This is a genomic window from Limosilactobacillus caviae, assembly GCF_014635905.1.
In the GTDB taxonomy this organism is placed as follows: domain Bacteria; phylum Bacillota; class Bacilli; order Lactobacillales; family Lactobacillaceae; genus Limosilactobacillus; species Limosilactobacillus caviae.
Window position 1 is genome coordinate 16,850 of record NZ_BMDS01000009.1, and the last position, 21,053, is coordinate 37,902.

At 39.7% G+C, this 21,053-nt stretch carries 14 protein-coding genes; all 14 read left to right on the forward strand.

Annotated elements, in window-relative coordinates; all coding sequences use genetic code 11:
- The first annotated feature begins 47 nt into the window (after positions 1-47).
- The 14 genes from IEU90_RS09970 to secA2 all read left to right on the forward strand — a co-directional run bounded on the left by IEU90_RS09970 (position 48) and on the right by secA2 (position 21,051).
- Positions 48-899, forward strand: coding sequence for a metallophosphoesterase family protein (locus IEU90_RS09970; RefSeq protein WP_188358075.1), 852 nt, complete (start codon positions 48-50; stop codon positions 897-899).
- 143 nt (positions 900-1,042) lie between these two features.
- Positions 1,043-1,312, forward strand: a complete 270-nt coding sequence (gene rpsN, locus IEU90_RS09975) for a 30S ribosomal protein S14 (RefSeq protein ID WP_003667006.1) — start codon at positions 1,043-1,045, stop codon at positions 1,310-1,312.
- A gap of 307 nt (positions 1,313-1,619) precedes the next feature.
- Complete coding sequence (locus IEU90_RS09980) at positions 1,620-2,315, forward strand: hypothetical protein (protein ID WP_153710662.1); 696 nt, start codon at positions 1,620-1,622, stop codon at positions 2,313-2,315.
- Between the two features lie 101 nt (positions 2,316-2,416).
- Positions 2,417-3,079, forward strand: coding sequence for a serine dehydratase beta chain (locus IEU90_RS09985; protein ID WP_153710661.1), 663 nt, complete (start codon positions 2,417-2,419; stop codon positions 3,077-3,079).
- A gap of 17 nt (positions 3,080-3,096) precedes the next feature.
- The gene (gene sdaAA, locus IEU90_RS09990) at positions 3,097-3,978 is read left to right on the forward strand and encodes an L-serine ammonia-lyase, iron-sulfur-dependent, subunit alpha (protein WP_153710660.1); all 882 of its coding nucleotides are present in this window, start codon (positions 3,097-3,099) and stop codon (positions 3,976-3,978) included.
- A gap of 96 nt (positions 3,979-4,074) precedes the next feature.
- Entirely contained in the window at positions 4,075-4,638 is a 564-nt protein-coding gene (ahpC, locus tag IEU90_RS09995; protein ID WP_153710659.1) for an alkyl hydroperoxide reductase subunit C, read from the forward strand.
- A 13-nt stretch (positions 4,639-4,651) separates the two neighbouring features.
- Entirely contained in the window at positions 4,652-6,319 is a 1,668-nt protein-coding gene (locus IEU90_RS10000) for an FAD-dependent oxidoreductase (protein ID WP_153710658.1), read from the forward strand.
- A 786-nt stretch (positions 6,320-7,105) separates the two neighbouring features.
- Positions 7,106-12,169: a mucin-binding protein gene (locus IEU90_RS10005; RefSeq protein ID WP_188358076.1), complete on the forward strand. Its 5,064-nt coding sequence runs from the start codon at positions 7,106-7,108 to the stop codon at positions 12,167-12,169.
- 275 nt (positions 12,170-12,444) lie between these two features.
- Positions 12,445-13,449 carry a sugar transferase gene (locus IEU90_RS10010; protein WP_153710656.1) on the forward strand — a complete coding sequence of 335 codons (1,005 nt, stop codon included), beginning with the start codon at positions 12,445-12,447 and terminating at the stop codon, positions 13,447-13,449.
- 145 nt (positions 13,450-13,594) lie between these two features.
- The gene (secY2, locus tag IEU90_RS10015; RefSeq protein ID WP_188358077.1) at positions 13,595-14,785 is read left to right on the forward strand and encodes an accessory Sec system protein translocase subunit SecY2; all 1,191 of its coding nucleotides are present in this window, start codon (positions 13,595-13,597) and stop codon (positions 14,783-14,785) included.
- Positions 14,786-14,787: 2 nt separating this feature from the next.
- Positions 14,788-16,311: an accessory Sec system protein Asp1 gene (asp1, locus tag IEU90_RS10020; RefSeq protein WP_153710655.1), complete on the forward strand. Its 1,524-nt coding sequence runs from the start codon at positions 14,788-14,790 to the stop codon at positions 16,309-16,311.
- 10 nt (positions 16,312-16,321) lie between these two features.
- A complete protein-coding gene (gene asp2 / locus IEU90_RS10025) occupies positions 16,322-17,809 on the forward strand; it encodes an accessory Sec system protein Asp2 (protein WP_188358078.1) in 1,488 nt (495 codons plus the stop codon).
- Positions 17,810-17,811: 2 nt separating this feature from the next.
- The gene (asp3, locus tag IEU90_RS10030; protein ID WP_188358079.1) at positions 17,812-18,699 is read left to right on the forward strand and encodes an accessory Sec system protein Asp3; all 888 of its coding nucleotides are present in this window, start codon (positions 17,812-17,814) and stop codon (positions 18,697-18,699) included.
- A gap of 3 nt (positions 18,700-18,702) precedes the next feature.
- Entirely contained in the window at positions 18,703-21,051 is a 2,349-nt protein-coding gene (gene secA2 / locus IEU90_RS10035; protein WP_153710653.1) for an accessory Sec system translocase SecA2, read from the forward strand.
- The last annotated feature ends 2 nt before the right edge of the window (positions 21,052-21,053 follow it).

Consider the following 21,053-nt stretch of genomic DNA (forward strand, 5'->3'; position numbering starts at 1 on the left):
AAGAAATTTGCTATATTATTAATGAAGAAAGAAAGGGGATATCATTAGTGAAAAAGAGGATTGCGGTTTTTTCAGATACCCATGGAAATTTAACAGCGCTACAAGCAATGTATCAAGACAGTATTCAACAACGGGCAGATGAATATTGGTTCATTGGCGATTTATTGATGCCCGGCCCAAGTGTCCGCGCAATCTGGGATATTTTGCAGGAGATGAAGCCAACAGTTATTGTGCGGGGAAACTGGGATGACCTTGTTGTTAGAGGAGCTCGTGGAATGATGGATATGGAACGTCCGTCACACATTTACTTTGCCCGGCTTGCCCAGTATGTTGCTGAACATTCTTCAGAAAAGATGATTGATGAGATTGCTCATTGGCCCATGCATGTCACTAAACGAGTTGGCGGACTTAATTTTGGTATTTCGCATAATTTGCCGTGGCTTAATATGGGACAAGATTTATTTCCAACTCAAGCAAGTACAAATTTCGATAAATTATTTAATGTTGCGGGAGAACCGGTAGATGTAGCAATATACGCCCACGTTCATCATGACTTGCTGCGTTATGGCAGTGATGAACGAATTATTCTTAATCCCGGAGCAGTTGGGGAGCCGTTTAACCATTGGCAACCGCTTCAAAGAGACCTGCGAGCCCATTATTTAATGCTAGAAGTTGATGATATTGGGTTGGCAGAGACTAGTTTTCGTCATGTGCCATATAGTCGGGATCAAGAGAAAAAAATTGCAGATAATCGTGACCTCCCTTATCGTGACCTCTATAAAAAAATGATGGTTACTGGCCGTGCTTATACTCATGATGACGACTTGTTAACTAAGTATAATGACCAGTACAACTATGCGGATGAATACCGTAAATACGCGCTAAAAATTAATGGTTAAGAAAAGTCAAAATGTGATGCAAAATCCTTGTATTTTTTGTAAGTATCAGTAATAATATAGAATGAAAAGAATTCGCAGATGTTTTAATTTTAAGCAGTAACGTAGTAGATATAGTTTTTAATATATAAAAGGAGAACTACTGAATGGCAAAAAAGTCAAAGATTGCTAAATTACATCACCAAGAAGCTTTAGTAAAGAAGTACGCAGAAAAGCGCAAGGAATTAAAGGCAAAGGGCGATTACATCGGTTTGTCTAAGCTTCCTCGTAATTCTAGTGCGGTTCGTCTTCATAATCGTGACCGTTATGATGGTCGTCCACATGCATATATGCGTAAATTTGGCATGTCACGAATTAAGTTCCGTGAACTCGCACATAAGGGACAAATTCCTGGTGTGCGTAAGGCCAGCTGGTAATAGATAGCATGATATAAGCTAAAACACTGATAAGTATTAGGCGGACTAGTTAGTGATTTTAATATTATGTTATAACATGCACGATGTCCGCGTTAGCTTACTCAAAAGTTGAGCGAAAGGTTTTGCTTTTCGCTCAATTTTTTTAAATTAATTGTCCAATTACAAGCGAATTTTGATAAGCAATTATGCAATCTTAAGCAAAAATTTTGATATTCTTCCAAAAAAATCGATTTTTTAGCTTCGTTTGAGGTCAATAACTGCTATACTAGGATTAGTATGACGAGTAAAATCGGGCGGTGGAAATATAATGAACGAAAAAGTAGTTTTTGATCAACTAAATAAAGATGTTGCTGATCAAGCACGTGTTAGACAAACGTACAAGTACTTTAATGGTACTGAGCGTTCTAAGGGCCTTTATGATGAGGCGATTAGAATGGGGGAGGATGTCCTTCAAGAGCACAAAGAGGGACATAATGAGCCTCAGGCAATGGTCGACCTTATCGATCAGGCGATTTATAACTCACGTAAGGCGTTAAATGGACAGCAGACTGATAAGCATTCGCTTCAGATGCAATTATCACGTGCTGGGCAATTTTTACGTAGTCAGGAGTTCACTGGTCTCCCAATTAAAACACAGCAATATTGGGAACGTGAGATTGCAGAAGCTCATAATATTGAGGTTGCTTCAAATACTGATCAAGCAATGGCTAATAAGACAGCAATTAAGGTTGCTACAATGTTTGATACGATGGAACAGATGCGTTCACAGTTAATGAAGGAAGCAGCTCAACAACGTGCAGCCCGTGCTAAAAGGGCAATTGCGGCCCGTAAAGAGGCTGAAAAAGAGCGTAAGAAGCGGGAAGCAATTCTTGCAGAGCAAAAGGCGCTTGCTGAAAAGGTAGCTAAAGAACATAAAAAAGAAAAGAAATCACCAAAGAAGAAAAAGTCTGGTGGAATGCGCGGCTTTTGGTCATTTCTTGGTTTTCATAAGAGTAAAAAATAATTATAATGTAGAGGGTGAGGAATTAGTCAATTTTCTCACCCTTTATTGTTAACAAAATCGTTTTTAACGTATATAAAATAAAGCTGACGAGGATAGAGAGAATGAGGAATAACTATAAAAGTGTTTTTGATATCATCGGTCCTATTATGATTGGACCGTCAAGTTCACATACTGCAGGCGCGGTTCAAATCGGGCGGGTAGCAAACAAGCTTTTTGAAACCATTCCGCCAAAAGTAACAGTGCATTACTATGGGTCCTTTGCCCAGACCCATCGTGGACACGGGACGGACTATGCAATTGCGGCTGGTATTATGGGTTTTCCCGCTGATGATTCGCGAGTTCCGCTTGCACCGACGATTGCCCGAAAGCGAGGGATGGACTTGCGATTCGTTGAAGAAGTTGGCGAAAGTCCAATTCACCATCCCAACACTGCTATCTTAAAAATGACTGATGGCACGAAGAAAATAACTGTTGCAGGCTGTTCAATTGGAGGCGGTGCTATTGAAATTAGGGCTATTAGTCTTAATGGGGTTGATATTCTACCGGCTGGACCGTTGCCAATAGTTATTTTTCGGGATTACAGTAAAAAAATGGCAAATGCGCTAGCGATTAACGCAGATTTAGAAGAAAAGGCGCCATTTACACGACGACAAGTATTACGAGCAGGGAACTGCGATATTTATGTTTATGACATTCAAAATAAAATGCAGCCTGATACGATTGACTATTTTGAAAATAAATATCCAAATATAATTTGCCTTTAAATGATGGAGAATAATTTATGTATGAGAGTGTTAGAGATTTAGTGCATGTTGCAGAGAAGCGGGAAAAAGCCTTATCGGAATTGATAATCGAAGAGGAATGTCACGATTCTGGAATTAGCCGTAAAAAAGTATGGCAACGAATGCGAATAAATTTGTTGACGATGCAAAACGCAATTAAGCAAGGCGAAACAGGGGATGGTGTTCGCTCACGGACTGGCTTAACGGGTGGTGAGGCAATCAAACTTAAAAATTATCGTGAACGTGGCAAGACGTTATCTGGAGATGCAATGATGGCGGCTGTTGAAAATGCTGTTGCAACGAATGAAGTAAATGCTGCGATGGGAGTTGTCTGCGCAACCCCAACAGCTGGCTCATCAGGAACTTTACCAGGAATATTATTTATGCTAGAGAAGCGGTTGAAATTAACTGAAGAACAGATGATTCGCTTCTTATTTACAGCTGGCGGATTTGGGCTAATTATCGCTAACCATGCTGGAATTGCCGGTGCAACTGGCGGCTGCCAAGAAGAAGTTGGTACGGCCTCGGCAATTGCAGCTGCAGCAGCGGTTGAAGCAGCAGGAGGAACGCCTGAACAAAGCAGTCACGCTTTAGCAATTGCGTTAAGCAACCTTTTAGGATTAGTCTGTGACCCGATTGCTGGTTTAGTCGAAGTTCCTTGTGTTAAGCGAAATGCAATTGGGGCAGGCAATTCATTAATTGCCGCCGATATGGCATTAGCAGGTTGTACTAGTGCAATCCCAGCTGATGAATGTATCGTTGCCCTTGACCGTGTTGGAAGATCAATGTCAGCTGAATTACGTGAAACAGGGATAGGCGGATTAGCAGGAACACCAACAGGTCAAGCGATTAAAGCACGGATTTTTGGAAAAAATCTTTAATTTCTTAGAATTATTCTAAAAAAGCTTGCAATAAAAATTAAATCGATTATACTTAAGGCGTAGTTAAGAATGATTCTAATTAAGGAGAGGATATATATGAATTTTGTTGGACACGAAATTGAAGACTTTAAGGTAAATGCTTATCAAGATGGTGAAACTACCGAAGTATCAAAGAAGGATGTTTTAGGTAAGTGGAGTATTTTCTTCTTCTACCCAGCAGATTTCTCCTTTGTTTGTCCTACCGAATTGGAAGCCTTACAAGATAAGTACGAAGACTTCAAGAAGGCTAATGCAGATATTTATTCTGTTTCAGAAGATACCGAGTTCGTTCACAAAGCATGGGCACAAGCTTCAGAAAAGATTGGCAAGATTAAGTACCCAATGCTTGCTGACCCTGCTGGTAAATTAGCACGGATGTTTGACGTCCTTGATGAAGATGCTGGTCAAGCATATCGTGGGGTCTTCATTGTTGATCCAGATGGAATTATCCAATCCTACACAATTAACAACATGGGTATTGGTCGGAGTGCTGACGAAATCTTACGGACTCTTCAAGCAGCTCAATTTGTTCGTGAACATGGTGACCGGGTATGCCCTGCAAACTGGAAGCCTGGTCAAGATTCAATTAAGCCAAGTCTTGACCTAGTTGGTAAGCTTTAATCTGGTGAGTGAAATGGCAGAACAACATTTATATGATTTGATCATTGTTGGTGCTGGTCCAGCTGGTTTGTCTGCCGGTTTATATGCTGGCCGGGCGACTTTAGATACCCTAATTATTGAGGGAGACACAGTTGGCGGACAGGTAACAACGACTTCTGTGGTATATAACTACCCTGCTGTTGAGAAGATCGATGGTACCCAACTGATGAATCAAATGCAAAAACAGGTTACTAATTTTGGCGTTGAGATTAAACATGATGAAATTACTGACTTTGATATTGACGGTGAAGTTAAAACATTAGTTGGTAAGAATGGACAAAAATATACCGCACGAAGTGTCATTATTGCGACAGGGGCTAATCCGAAAAAGATTGGTTTCCCAGGTGAAAATGAATTTCGTGGACGGGGAATTGCCTACTGTTCAACCTGCGATGGTGAATTATTTACCGGTCTTCAAGTCTTTGTTGTCGGTGGCGGATACGCAGCCGCTGAAGAAGCCGATTATTTAAGTCGTTTTGCTAAACATGTCACTGTTTTAGTTCGTGGAGACCATTTTAGCTGTCCGGTATTGACTGCTAAGCGCGCTCTTGATAATCCTAAAGTAAGTGTTGAATATAATACTGAAGTCAAAGAGGTAAGCGGGGATGATTATTTAACAACCGCGACCTTAGTTAATAATAAGACTGGTAAAGAAACCGTTTATCATGTAGATGACGGCGATCAAACATTTGGAATGTTCATCTATATTGGGACGCAGCCAGCAACTAAACCGTTGGCTAATACCTTGGATTTAGACGATCGTGGTTACATTAAAACTGACGAAAATGGTAAGACAAACGTTAACGGGGTATACGCTGCCGGGGACGTTATCGAAAAGAATTTACGCCAGATTGTTACCGCCGCCTCTGATGGTGCAATTGCCGCCACAGCAGCGGAACGGTACATCATGATTCAAAAAGAAAAACAGGGTGTACCAATCCATGCTGAGATCAATAAGAAACCAGCAAAGCCAGTTGGCCAAACAAGTGAGCTTGACCAACAAGAAAACACTACCCCGCACGAAGGTAATTGGCTGCCAGCAGAAATCGATCAACAATTACAACCGATTTTTGCCCGCTTAACTAAGGATGTTCAATTATTGGTCCTAACTAATGGTACTGACCTTAGTGATCAATTAGTTAGCTTTGTTGACGAATTTGCATCTCTTGATAATCACCTTCATGCTGAAAAGAAGCCAGCACCGACAAATGTGGAATATTTGCCGCAGTTGCGCTTGATTGATGCTGAGGGTAATGATACCGGTTTGCATTATGCCGGAATTCCGACTGGTCATGAACTGAATTCATTAGTTCTTGGCGTTTATAACGTTGCCGGTCCTGGTCAAACCATTGCACCTGAAATGGTTGAGCGCATTAAAAAGCTGCCTGCCACAAATATTCGGATTGGCGTTTCACTTACTTGTCACTTTTGTCCAGATGTAGTTGCTGCATGTCAACGAATGGCATCATTAAATCCAGCAATTACGGCAACAATGATTGACTTGCAGCATTTCCCTGAGTTACGGAAAGAAAAGAAGATCATGAGTGTGCCAGCAACGATGATTGGTGACGACCCAGTTATCTTTGGTAGCCAGTCATTAGAAGAACTTGTAGATGCTGTTGAGAAACATCATCAAATGTAAATATCTAAAGAGGTTGAGCCGTTTCGACTCAGCCTTTTTCTTATACCTGGAGGGTAATTAGGAAAATGATATAGTGCTTGCTTATCTAGGGGTAATTCATAAAGTGGTAATAAGGGAAAAGCGAGTGTGATGAGGACGCTCGATAATTACGTGTTGTGCGCTGGGAAGTCATCTTATCAATTGATAAAAACTAAAAAAGCGGTTTTCTTAACTAGATACATGAAATAGTTATCATTTGTTGATTGAAAAATAAATTTAATCTTTTTGCAACAATCTTCCTAAAAGCTTTATTTATCAATACTAAGAAAGTTTGAAATGCTGTTAATTGCTGGAAAAAGGCGAAAAGTTTTAATTATATATTGATATTTATTTAAATCCTGTTATTCTATAAGTGTAGATAAGTTATATATAATTTATCGCATGGTAATTATTATAACAATGCAGAGAGCAAAGGTTTATTGCTATGACTTAACATTTATGCAATGCTTGCTTAATTACTTACAGTAATACTCGATGCATTGTCTAAAAAAAACTGACTTACGATAGTGGTGTCGTAAGTCAGTTTTTTTATTAGCCTCTTTTAAATTCATTTATCATCTTGTAATTATATTTAGAATGTTTTATTATATTTGTGAATTGATGTTTAAGCCATATATATCAACCATCTATCAATAGGGAAGTTTAATAAATACTTATTAATCGACTCCTGTTGACTAATAATTAACCTTCTTTTATTAATGGATCGATCAGTAAAGATTTTACTGTAACTTATGGGAGGAGTTTGTATTGACTTCAAAAAATAACCAGGTTGAGCGATTGGCTAAACGGATGCCATTAACTCAACGCTTTGCATTACGGAAATTAAGTATTGGTGTTGCCTCGGTCTTGCTAGGGACAAGTATTGCGATGGGGCTCAATGGTGAGATCGCGCATGCCGATATGTCAAATAATCAATCCGTAACGATGGATAGTTCTTCAACCCCGGTACCGGCATTAGTGTCTACACCAACTGCTGGTAATGATCAGCCAGCTGCTTCCTCAACAGCTGTCGATGATATAAAGGCAACTGTTCCGGTTGATGATTCAGCATACACTGTTAATAATGTTAAGGCTAGTTCATTACAAGGCAATGGTACAGATCATACAGGTCAAACAAATTTATCATTTGACCTTAATGTTGATATTGCCCATCATGATATTAAAGCGGGTGACTATATCAATGTTTCGATGGGAATACCATACCGCTTAACGGCAAACAATCAGCAATATACTTTGTCTTATGGCGGCAGTGCTAGTCAGCCGGTACCGATTAACGTTGAATATCAAACGACTAGCGGGCAAAACTATTCTTCAGTTATTGGTTACATGCGTCCAATAACTGCTAATAATCGTTCATATGCGGTTTCAAATCACCAATCACCGGTGCCTGATCCGCAAAATGTAACTTGGCGGCCAGCTACTAATGATAATAGCCTCGGAAGTAATGGTAACGGCGGGGCAAATGATTCTTATCAAATAGTTTTCAATGATAATCTCACAAATATTAAATCCCAGTACGGTGATGCAAACCTTTCAATGGCACGGATGCATTTTAATTTGACCTGGCATAATATTACTGGCTTTGATCTTGATGAGGCACCCTTAGACACCCGGTACTTCCATCTGTATTCAGCCACGGCTGCTGTCCCGCGGATTTTAGTGCCAGAGAATGATATTCAAATCGGTGATAAAAAATTTACCAGCGGATTTAAGATTCCAATCGTCGCAAAGGCAAACCTAAAAGATAACTTTAATCAGACTATTCTGCCAGAAAGTGCAAGTAAGTATGCGGCACATACTTGGTATTATAACCTGCAAACTCAGGAGTGGACCTTAGGAGATGAGGCGCTTCGTTATCCTGATCATGTGGAAGCTGTAGGATTAGCTAGTCAAAATGCGGATGGGATTGAACTCGGGCGGCAATTTAAGATTACTGTAACCAAGCCGGCACAAAATGATTATGTAGATTATCAATTTATCAGTAATGATGATGTAAAGACAGCGATTGAAAAGAGTGTTATTACTGATTTTCAAGATTACAACCTAGATCCAGTTACGGGAGCTACCGATACATATATTACGCGGAAAATGATTTCAGCGCTTCCTCCGCGGGTTACTGTTGAGAGTAAGGATGCTAGTGATGGCTTGACAAGAACCTATACGATTACAATCGATGGTAATTATCAAGGATTTAAGAAAGATAGCGGCATCGGTTTAATTAGCTGGCAGCCTAAAGATTTAAACGGTGTATTGCCGCCTGAGAATATCAAGAGTCCTGATGAAGATCGGATACTAACGAAGGGGTATTACCAGGGAGTCGCATTACGTAACACCGGATTACAAAGCTTCCTTGAACAGCATCCGTGGAGATTAATAGTCACTAATAATCAAGGGCAAGAACTTCTCAATCAGCAAGCAGGTTATTATATCCAACCATATGTTTACCGTGATGACGTGACAAGCAACAGTGGCTTATTGACAGGAACTGTAAACAACGTTGAAAATCGGCAGGTTAAAGAAACTATTCACTATGTATTTAAGGATAGCGGGAACGAAGCGGCACCAAAATATACTGCTGAATTAGGGTTTGCGCGAATCAACGAAAATGGTACATGGCAAGCTTGGACCCCTGTTAACGATACTTTTGATGCTGTGGATGTTCCAGAGATTGCAGGATTTCATGCGGTCGATGAGAGCGGTAATCCTGTAAAGGCGATTGACAAGATAACTGTTCAGCATGATTCGCCAAATATTGATATCACCGTTTATTATGTTGCAGATCCGCAATTACTTACCTATACGGTTATTGATGATGATACCAAAGCAGTTTTAAAAGACCGTGTTTTATTAGCAAAGGGATTAAGCGATGAAGCATTGCCTGCATCAACTGCAAATGATTACCAAAAGATTATTGATGGCTATCTTGCCGCGGGTTATTACCTTGTTAAAGCAAATAAGTTGCCAGTAACTTTTGATAATGACACAAGTGTTAATCAAAATGTGACGATTTATATTGCTAAGAAAAATCAACTACAAACTGATAAGCATCAAGTAACACGGACGATTACTTACTATGACAAGAATACGGGTAAACAACTCGCCATTAAACTGGTTATACAAACTGTTACATTTACCCGCCAGGCAATTATTAGCGGGACCAATGGAACTGTTGTTGGTTACACGCTTAATGGAAAGCAAGACAAGAATGGTAATTATATTGTTGAGGAAAAAGATGGCAATAAAGCCTGGCAACTATCTGCTGGTAACTGGGCCGTTTCAGTTAACCCGGTCTTAACTGCCAAGGGCTATGACTTAGCAGAAAATGAAAGTGGTCAATCTTATCCCGAAGTCGCAGCGGAGCAACCAACTGCTTTAACCGCGGATAAAGAAATCAAAGTCTTTTATCCAGAAAAGGTGTTAACCACTAATGAGCAGGCAGTAACAACGCGGACAATTAATTACGTGTATGCAAATGGTCTGTCCAAGGGTAAGGAGGCTGCGCCAAGTAAGCACCAACAAGTTGTATTTGAACGTACCAAGAGTGTTAATCAGGTAACTGGCAATACTGAATACGGAAATTGGACTGCGACTAACGACCACTTTGCCACTGTTGTTTCGCCGGCTATTAAATACTACGTTCCGGATCAAGAAGCAGTAGCAGCTTTTCAAGTAAAACCAGGTGATGCGGATATACTCGTTACCGTTAACTACAAAACGGCACCAAATGCTGTTACCTATACTGTAATTGATGATACAGATGGCAAGACATTGGTTGATCATCAAGCATTAGCAAGCGGTTTTGCTGAAGAGAAATTACCAGCAGGTGCCGATAATACTTACAGAACGGTAATTAGTCACTACCAACAATTGGGTTATATCATTGTTAGCCAAGATAAGCTGCCAACGATTTTTACACATGAAGATCAGAATATTGTAATTCATATTTTGCTAAAGAATAGCTTGCAGGCTGAACGGCAAACGACTACCCGAACAATTACTTATTACGATCGTTCAACGGGTAAACAAATTATGATCGATGGTATTACTGAACCGGTAATGCAACGGGCAACGTTCTTGCGCCAGGCAATTGTTGCTGGTCCAGATCACCAAGTTATTGGCTATACAATGGATGAAAAGCAAGATCATAATGGAAATTACTTGATTGAAGTGCCGGCAGGGGATGCGGATCAAGCTTGGAAATTGGTAAACGGTGGTTGGCCTGCTTCTCCTAACCCAGATCTTAGCTATTATGGCTACGGGTCTGCAGAAAATGAAAGCGGCAATGACTATCCGGTCGTTTTGGCTGGTAACCCAACGGCATTAGAGCCAAGTCAAAGTATCAAGGTATACTATCAACCGCAAATCAAATTAAGTGAAGAACGGACCAACACACTGCGAACAATTCATTATGTATATGCAAACGGTCCGCGCAAGGGTCAAACAGCTGCTCCTGACGTTCAACAATTAGTAACTTTCGCTCGTTCAGTGAAAACTAATGAAGTTACTAAAGAAATTAATCGTGGCGAGTGGCAGGCATTACAATCTAAAACGGTTAAAGATGGCAATACCGTAACCGAAGCGGATTTAACAAGCTTTGCTGCGGTTGATTCACCATCAATTAATGGCTATACTCCTGACCAAGCAATAGTTGCTAATGAACTTGCAATTCAGGGAGCACAGCCAATTGAAGTAACTGTAAATTATACTGCTGAACCGCATAAAATTACTTATTCAGTAATTGATGACACAACAAACCTAACCCTGATCAATCACGCTCAACTAGGGACAGGATATGCTGATGAGCAATTACCGCTTGCAATCAATGAAGCTTATCAAAACGCGGGAATGCATTATGAGCAACTAGGTTATAAGCTTGTTAGTCAGGAACAGCTACCAAGCACATTTGCAGATCATGATTTAAATGTTGTTATTCACTTAGCTCATGGAACTAAGAAGGTAACGGATCAGCGAGTAATTAATGAAGATATTCGTTATCAATTTGTGGATGGCGGAATAGCAGCCCCAACATATCATGCAGCCCCAATTGTTTTCACTCGTAACGGGGTAGTAGACCAAGTAACAGGAAAGACTAGCTGGCAAGCATGGGAACCGGTAAACAATCACTTTACACCAGTTATTTCGCCATTGGTTGATGGCTATGTTACTGAAACTCTGCAAATTGGCGAGCAATATGTAACTGCTGACAGTCAAGACCTTCATTTTATTGTCTTGTATTCTAGAAAGCCGATTGTTCCGCACACAACACCTGAAAAGCCTGATACGCCAGTTGTGCCGATTAATCCAAATACGCCAACCTCTTCAGAAACTTCATCGAGTACGCCAGCTCAACCGAGTGATACGCCGAAGTCTGATGTACCGGCAACCTCATCTTCTGCTAGTGTACCAGGCTCATCAGCGGTACCGGATTCAAATATTCCAGTAATACCTGAAAAGCCAACAGTACCGCCATCATCTGCAACGCCAAGTTCAGATGTCCCAAGCTTACCAGAGCAGCCTGCTGTTCCAACTAGCAATGTACCATCGACAGCGTCAGCAACACCAGCTTCAGAGGGTATTCCTGATAGTGCTACCCAGCCGCAAGCTGCTAAGACAGTTGTTAGTGAACCTGCTGTACCAGTGACGGTTCATGCAACAGCTAGCGAAAAGGCTGCTGATAATACAAGTCAACCGTCAACAACCGAAAAATTACCACAAACCGGTAACCAGCATCAAAGTATTTGGCGGATAATTCTTGGTGCATTCCTTGGACTATTTGGTATTAGTTTGGGAAAACGACGAAAGAGAAATTGATGATTTTAAGAAGGGATTAACAAAAACTTTATAACAAACTAAAATTATAGCGTCCTCTAAGTAGATTGGTGAAAAAACCTTTATATTTAGAGGACGCTTTTTTGATAGGGAGGGTTGATGTTAACTTATCAGCCTATTAACTTTTGAAACCATCGCTTAGAAATCCTGAGTTTTTAATCCTGAGTTTTTAATGAAGGCGGATGTTATGGTATCATTAGTTTATTACGATAATCACTTATTATAATAACTAATTAAATTTGACGGAGGAATTATCATTGACAGTTCATATTACTAATCTTTATGGTCAAAGTTTCCAAAGTACAGCACAAATAGCGCAAAATCAAACTGCCCAAATTGGTCGCGAACTTGGCTTTAATGAACTTGGAATTTATAGTTATAGTTGGCCAGATGAGCCACCAGTTGCTTTAGACACACGGTTCGACGGCATTATTGCCTCAGTCTCTAATAATGATACAGTTATTTTCCAGTCGCCAAGCTGGAATTCGATTGAATGGGACCAAGCCTTCATTGATCATTTAGCACCTTATAACGTTAAGAAGATTATCTTTATTCATGATATTATTCCGTTAATGTTTGAATCAAACCGTTACTTAATGCCGCAATTTATTGACTATTATAATAAGGCTGATTTAATTATCGCCCCTTCACAGCCAATGGTCGATTTCCTTCGTACAAAGGGATTGATGGTGGAAAAAGTAGTGTTACAGCACATGTGGGATCACTGTGCTAGTGTTGACTTGACAGTGACACCGCAAAATACAGGGGTAATCAATTTGGCTGGAAATCTTGAAAAGTTTCAATTGGTAGGGCACTGGAATTACCCTGAGAATCCCCTATATGCTTTTGCAAAGGTAATTGATATCGACCCAATGGATAATATCAAGTTCATGGGATGGCAATCAGACCCGGTTTTGTTATCAAAGCTACGGCATAATGGCGGATTTGGGTTAGTTTGGTCTAATGAATCATATTGGAAAAAATATATGCACCTTAATGCTAATCATAAACTGAGTACCTATTTAGCAGCAGGGTTACCAGTTATTGTTAATGAGAACATTGCTGAAAGTGAAACGATTTTGCGCAAAGGTTTAGGAATTGTAGCTGATAATTTAGATGAAGCGATGGCAAAAGTACAAGGGATGGATGACCAATCATATAATCAGATGGTTCAGCGGGTAAATGACTTTGCTCGTCTAATCCGAGAAGGATACTTTACCAAAAAAGCTCTAACAGAAGCAGTATTTGACCTATATTACTAACATAAAAAGGAAATAGTTGAAATTTGAAAGGAAAAATTTCAGTTATTATTCCAGTATGTGATGCAAAATCAGCAAACTTATAATAAATCGTAGAGCTATTAGTTTGATTTATGTTAACAATAATCAATAGATATGAGGAATAATCGTGATAGAGAAAACGCAAGTAAAGAATCTAATTAATCGAGTTGGGATGACGCTGTTTATCTTAGCTGTTTATATCCTTGGGTGTACTGTCCCTGTACCATTAGCAAGGACTTCAGCTACTTTTCGCCATGTACTGGCACATAGTTCAGTTGGAATTATGAGCTTTATGAGTGGGGGAGACTTTCAGCGTCTATCGCTGTTCATGGTGGGATTAAATCCTTTAATGATTGCCATGCTAATTATTCAATTATTGACGATGCTGCGGTTTTTTTACTTTGATACTCTTTCGATGAACCAATTAATGAGAATCCAACAATGGCTGACTTTAGGCTTTGCAATCATTCAATCAACAGCTGTGACGCTTGGATTAAATATTACTACAGGGGTAGCGGATAGTTTAGCAGTTATCTTGATGCTTACTACGGGAAGTATGTTTGTAGTATGGCTAGGAAATATGAATATGAAATTTGGTATTGGCGGAACCATTACTTTAATTTTATTTAATATTATTTCTGGATCATTTCCAACACTTTTACGATCGATTAAAAATTTAGCTCAGCAGGCTTATGGGCCGCTCTGGTTATCACTTGCGGCAATTGCTGGTTGTATTGTCTTAGTTTTTTGGATATCCTTTAACCGCGCCTATTATCCTTTGAAAATGATTAATACTTCAATGAGCAGTCATGACCGTCCTATTATCTTACCAATTGGTTTAAACATGGGAGCAATGATGACCTATATGGTAGGAATGTCCCTATTGATGGTACCAACTATATTAGCTAATGTTTTAGGACCTGAATCGTTATTTGCTAATCCTTATTTTGATATGGTAGTAAGTGGGGTACTAGCTTTTGCCTTATTTTACTTTTTTACATTTGTTCAATTTGATCCTAAGGCACAAGCAAAGGTGATGCTGCAAGGCAATAACTATATTTTAGGTATTCGCCCTGGTGAACCGACAAGAAAATATTTACAACATGTTCTCCTCCATATTGCCTTCGTAGGCGCAGTTTTAAATGCAGTACAGCTTAGCTTTGGTTTGCTGGGAGGACAGGTTTTAGGCAATTTTGCCGGTCTTGCAATCATTCCAATGAACATGATCATGATTGTAATGTTTATGCAAGGAATCAAAGACCAGCTCTTAGTATTGATGTTCCCATTAAAATATGAACGATTAATGAAAGAAGAATAATTATGAATTACCTAGTTCCTGCCTGGCATCGGCTGCTTGATGACTGGAGTTGGACTATTCCACGAATTGAATTTGATGATGCGGTTAGTCATATTAAAGTTTTTCAAGAAAGTCAAGTGCCATATTCATTAGTAATTACGGATTATCAACCACAATTATCGACTAAATTAAATCAATTAACGGTTTCCCCGTCCGAAATCTTGAATGTTTTTGATTATTTGCAAGGAATTGATCATCTGGATAATCAGATAGTAACTTACCGTGATTTTACTTGGCCGGCCGATGCATATTTTGACTTTACTAGTTTCCGAATAATAGTAATAGTAAAGGGACGCCTTTATGCCAAAATAACATTTGATACACAAGGTAAAATTCTCTGGGTTGATTATTTTGTTAATGACAAGCATACTCGTCGTTTGTTGCTCGATAGTCGGGGCTTTGTTTCCCGTGAAGAGTTATTTGATGACCATGACCAGCCAGTTCAACATATTTACTATGATGAACAAGGCTATTGGCGAATTAAACATAATCTCAGCACAGATCAGGTAGAAGTGAATGATCTGTTTTCAAGTCTAACCAAACAGTTGCATTATGATCATTTAAGCGAATTGATAGTTGAAGTAATTCAAGATCGTTTGCTATCCCGCTTTAATCTTGGCGAGGACAATTTAATTGTGACTTTAGACGACCAAGCTCAAATTAATCCGACTAAATACCTGCAATATCAGCCATTGTTTTCGCTTAGCCACTGGCATCCCTACCAGCAGAGCCTAGCAAAAATCAATGATAAAAGTAGTGATAGGTTAAAACTATTAGCTGACAATGAAGAAACACACGCGGTCATAAAGCAGCAAACGGATATTGATGCACCGATCATCCCGCTTTTTCAATCTCGCTTTAACCTAGGGCACAGTCAGCGATTAAGCCAAGAGCGAATAGGCTTATTTATTGAAAATATGACTGATGAGGAGGTTCATCAAGTCGTCGAATTAATCTATCAACGGTTAGTCAAGAAACCGGCTGCTGAAGCTTTAACTATTTTGACCTATAGTGTTGAAAAAATGCAATTAGCTCAAAATTGTATTAACCAGCTAAAAAATAAACACCAGGGCGAGTTCATTCTTGCTAGTGAAGCTCCTGATGAAGTTGAAGAAATTCTAACCAAGCAGACGGAAATTCCTAAATTATCCATTGATGCTCAAAGAATTACAACCCCAGCTGAGATTGGTCGGCAGTTCGACACGCTACGAATAATAATTGACTGGGGAACAACGCTTGATGAGTTTTTACAGATCACTGCTATTAGCACCGGAATACCACAATTATGCCGGCAACCTAATCGGCGGGTTAAGGATTATAAAAATGGGATTATTTGTTCAACTATCCCTGATATTAACGACGGCTTAAATTATTTTATTGGTAACTTAAAACACTGGAATCAATCATTAGTTTACGATGTTCAACTAATGAACCAGTATTCCGCTGCTGAATTAATGACTAAATGGCAGCCACTATTAAAAAAGTGAGATGATATAAGTGCAGGTTTTACAGCTTGGTGCAGAAAATTGGGCCGATAAGTACCATCTTCCAAGTGAAATTACTTGGATTTACAACCAGTATCCATTAGAGAAAGTTAAACGATTTGACCTTGTTATTATTACTTCCGGTGTCCAATTAACTGATTATCTATGGGAGAAACTGCACTGGCAGGTTGATCCCTACCGTGTATTATATGAGCCGTTAGCGGAGAAAGAGCTAAGTCCGGCTGGCCAACATTTTTTAGCTTGTCAAGAGGCACGACAGATTGTTGAAGAACCGCAAGAACTAATTAATAATTTGACTATTCGTTATTTTTCCGGACAGTCAGGAATGCGGATTCCGCCAACTAATTTATTGCTTGGTTCGGTTAAAAGTACCCTAATTGATGGCGGTCATCTTCGGGTTGCTGTTGATACTAATCATTGGGTAAAGATAGGAAATTACCGTCAACAAATTTATATTGATCCTAACCGCTTGTTGAAATTTAATCTTGAATATAATCATGAGACAGATGTCAAAGTTCGCTTACGGTTATTTATTCAGGAAGGTGGAGGAGATGGAAATTTAGCTAATAACTATCTTCTGGATTTTTCAACGGCTGATGAAGAACAAATACTGCCGCTAAAACCAGTGAAGACTCATCGATTTGCTAGCGTGGGACTTGAAGTAATGGGAAAAGGCGAACTTACTATTGGGATGTTACATTCACGCTGGTCTAGGGATGGAAAAGGAGAATTCCTACCAGGGGGTAAACGTTTGGTAGATCCTGATACCGGTGCTGATATTGCTTATTATTTTAATCCTGGGGACTTGCGACCGCCGTTACATGTTTATTTTTCAGGGGCAAGAGAACTAGAAGGTTTTGAAGCTTACCCGCTTTTTCGCCGTAATCATACACCAGCATTATTATTTACTGACCCGCGCTTGATGGTTGGCCAATTTTATACTGGCAAGGCGATTGAGAATCAAATTAAGGCTACAATTACTAAAACCTTGAAAAAATTAGGATTTAGCCGCCAACAGTTAGTAATGAATGGAATCTCGATGGGAACCTATCCGGCTATTAAATTAGGAGCGCAGTTGTCAGCTTACGCGATTAATGTTGCTAAGCCAACCGTTAATCTAGGCCGAGTAGCTATTCGTGCTAGGTTACAACGTCCTGATGAATTTGATACGATTTTTGACATTGACCGTCAACTAGTATCAGAATTAACGGCTACGCAATTAACGCAACTCGACACTGATTTTTGGAAATTGATGGATAAAAATGATTTAACCCAGACGCGCTTTTATGTCGGCTACATGGCTAATGATGATTACGATGATCTAGCGGTACCGCGAATGCAAACTAACGAGGCAATCCAACAAGCTCCATTATTTGTTAGCAAAGGTTTTCCAGGCCGTCATAATGATGATCCATCGGTAGTTTACTGGTTTATTAGTAGGTTAGCGGAAATTAATCAGGCATTTGGAAGAGGAGGCTAAGAATGCAACAGTATGTTAATCAAGGTTATTGGGAACCAACTAATGAATATCCTGCTGGCTCACAGGTAACAATTAATGATGATGCAAGTGTTGAGTTTCATAACTCTCTTATGGCTCCTGGCAAGGTCATTATGGCATGGGAATCGGTACATTCATACCAAGCAACAAAATTAGTTCCCCAATTACCAATATTGCGCAATGATCATCGTTATCGGCTACGGGTAAATGCTCAAGCGAAGCCCATTTATTCCTTGATTGTACGGATAACTTTTTTTGATGCTCAAGAACATGAGATTAGTCATTTAGAATTTCAGCAAAAGGCGCTTGAATTTGTTTATCCGGCATCAGCTGTACAGTATCGGGTTGAATTAATTAACAACGGACTCACTGATTTGACTTTTCAACGCTTTGAAATTTGCGATGCTGATCTTCCGGTAACCGTGCATGAAGATGTTTGGATCCATAATCTGCTAAATGAAAATAAGCCAGGAAAGTTGAATGTTTTATTAGTTGCTGATAGTAAACGGACGCGTAAAACCTTGGGAGAGCTTGAGGATTATAGCCCATATCGGGTTCAACCGATTAGTATTGCCTGGCAATCAAATGCCGATTCCGTAGAGACAATAAAAAGCTGGTTGATTAATAGTCGCGAATTAAACGCTAATGTGATTAGTACGACTTCAGCGCTTGATCATGTTGCGCTAAGCTTAAAAATGGCAATTCCATCGATTACAGCTGTGGTTACTAACCGTGTAACTTCTAATTCTGACCTTGCCGATGTGACTTATCCTGTAGTAGTGCCGTTATTTTGGAGCTCATCAGTGTTGGTTAATCCTGATTGGCCAATTATTTTTTCTACAATTCAAAAAATTAATTCGAAAGAAGAATAGTCAATGGTATATGATAGTTATCGTTTAGTAAAAATTAAACGCATTTTACATAAGGTTAATGCCTTAACCTCCCAGATGCGCGCAATGAGTGACGAGGAGCTTCAGTCCCAGACACAATTTTTAAAGCGCGAATTAGCCAATGGTAAGACAGTTGATGATATCTTGCCCCGTGCTTTTGCTACTATTCGGGAAGCGGACTATCGTATTTTGGGAATGTTTCCCTATGATGTCCAAGTAATGGGTGCCATTGTCTTAAATCAGGGTAATATTGCAGAAATGAAGACGGGCGAAGGGAAGACATTGACGGCAACGATGCCGTTATACTTAAATGCTTTAACCGGTAAAGGGGCAATGTTACTAACACCAAATGATTATCTTGCTCGGCGCGATAAGGAACAACTACAGCCAGTCTATGAGTGGTTAGGACTAACGGTGAGTCTGGGCTTTTCAACAGATAATAAAAAGGCAACACCAGAAATTAAGCGTAGTTGGTATAATGCTGATATTACTTATACCACTGCTAGTAGTTTAGCCTTTGATTACCTCTTTAATAACCTAGCTACCCGGCGAGAAGATCAGTATTTACGGCTATTTAACTATGTTATTATCGATGAAGTTGATGCAATCCTGTTAGATGAAGCAACATCACCTTTTGTAGTGTCAAGCCGGCCAACTGTGCAATCAAATCTATATGGACTTGCTGATGAATTTGTACATACTCTTCAACCTAAAATAGACTATAAATTAAATGAAGATCAGAATGCAGTTTGGCTAACTCTTCACGGTATTCGCCAAGCACAACGATTTTTCAGAGTTCCTGACTTGTTTACCAATGAAACGCGTGAAATTTATCGACATATTGCATTAGCATTACGAGCGCATTTTATTATGAAAAACGGCCATGATTATTTGGTTAGTGAGGGTGAAGTTGTTCTTCTTGATGAAGCTAATGGTCGTTTAAAAAAAGGAGTTAAAGTTAATACCGGATTACATCAAGCAATTGAAGCTAAGGAGCATGTTGACTTAACCCCTAATCAGCAAGTAGCAGCCTCGATTACTTTTCCGAGTTTATTTGGTTTATTTAATAAAATCTCTGGAATGAGCGGAACCGCTAAAAGTGATGAACACGAATTCTTTGAAGTATATAAGATGCGAGTGATCCAAATTCCAACTCGCAGACCAGTGATTCGCCATGATTATCCCGAAGAAATTTATGTAACTACCCGCCAAAAATTAATCCAGGCGCTTGATGAGGCAATTACGCTTCACAAGGCTGGACGACCAATTTTGTTAGTTGCCGGTTCAGTAGAGAATTCTGAGATTATTTCCGAATTATTGTTGGATCGCGGAATCCCGCATAATGTTTTAAATGCTTTTAATATTGCACGTGAGGCTGCCATTATCAAGGATGCCGGTCAAAAAGGGGCGGTGACTGTCGCTACCAATATGGCTGGGCGGGGAACCGATATCAAACTTGGCCCTGGAGTTAAAGAAATTGGTGGCTTGGCGGTTATTGGGACCGAAATGCTGCCAACACGGGTGAAATTACAGCTTGCTGGGCGAGCAGGACGCCAGGGTGATCCCGGATCAAGCAAATTCTATATTTCCCTTGAAGATAGCTATCTTGCGCAAAATAGTACGAAGCGATTTAAAAATTACTATCGTCACTTGCAAAAGCGATCAACGAAGAGGGCGTTAAAAAATCCCCGTTTAAAAGTGAGCATTATGATGCTAAAAGATCGGGTAGCGGCTAATCAGCAAATGTCACGGAGCAACATTAATAAAAATGAAGCTGCCTTAAAGATCCAGCGTCGCGACCTTTATCAGCGCCGTGACCAGTTAATGGACAATCCGCACCTAGAAAAAGTGGTAGGTAAGTGGTTGCATCGCGGAATCGCACTATATTTGGCTAGTAAAAAGCAGTGGAATGCACATGATCTTCGGCGCTTGATGAATCAGCATTTCACTTATGAGGTTGTTGAATTACCAACTGATCTGGAGTACAGCACAACTAGTTTACAAGCATATTTGGAACAATTCTGTCAGACTACCTTAAAAAAACATGCGCAAAAACTAGTTAATCGTCAACAATTGAACCAGTTTTATCGGACAGCACTTCTTAATGCTCTTGATAGTAGCTGGATGGACCAAATGGACTATTTATCCAAACTAACAACAAGGGTTCAGCCATGGGGAAATGCCCAACGTAATCCAAATTTCTTATACCAGGAAAAAGCCTATCAAGCATTTGAAAAGATGTTTGATCATGCGGCACAAAAAACAGTGGATAATTTGATGCTAAGTAATATCAGCTTAAATGATGATAATAACTTAGTCGTCCATTTTAATTAACG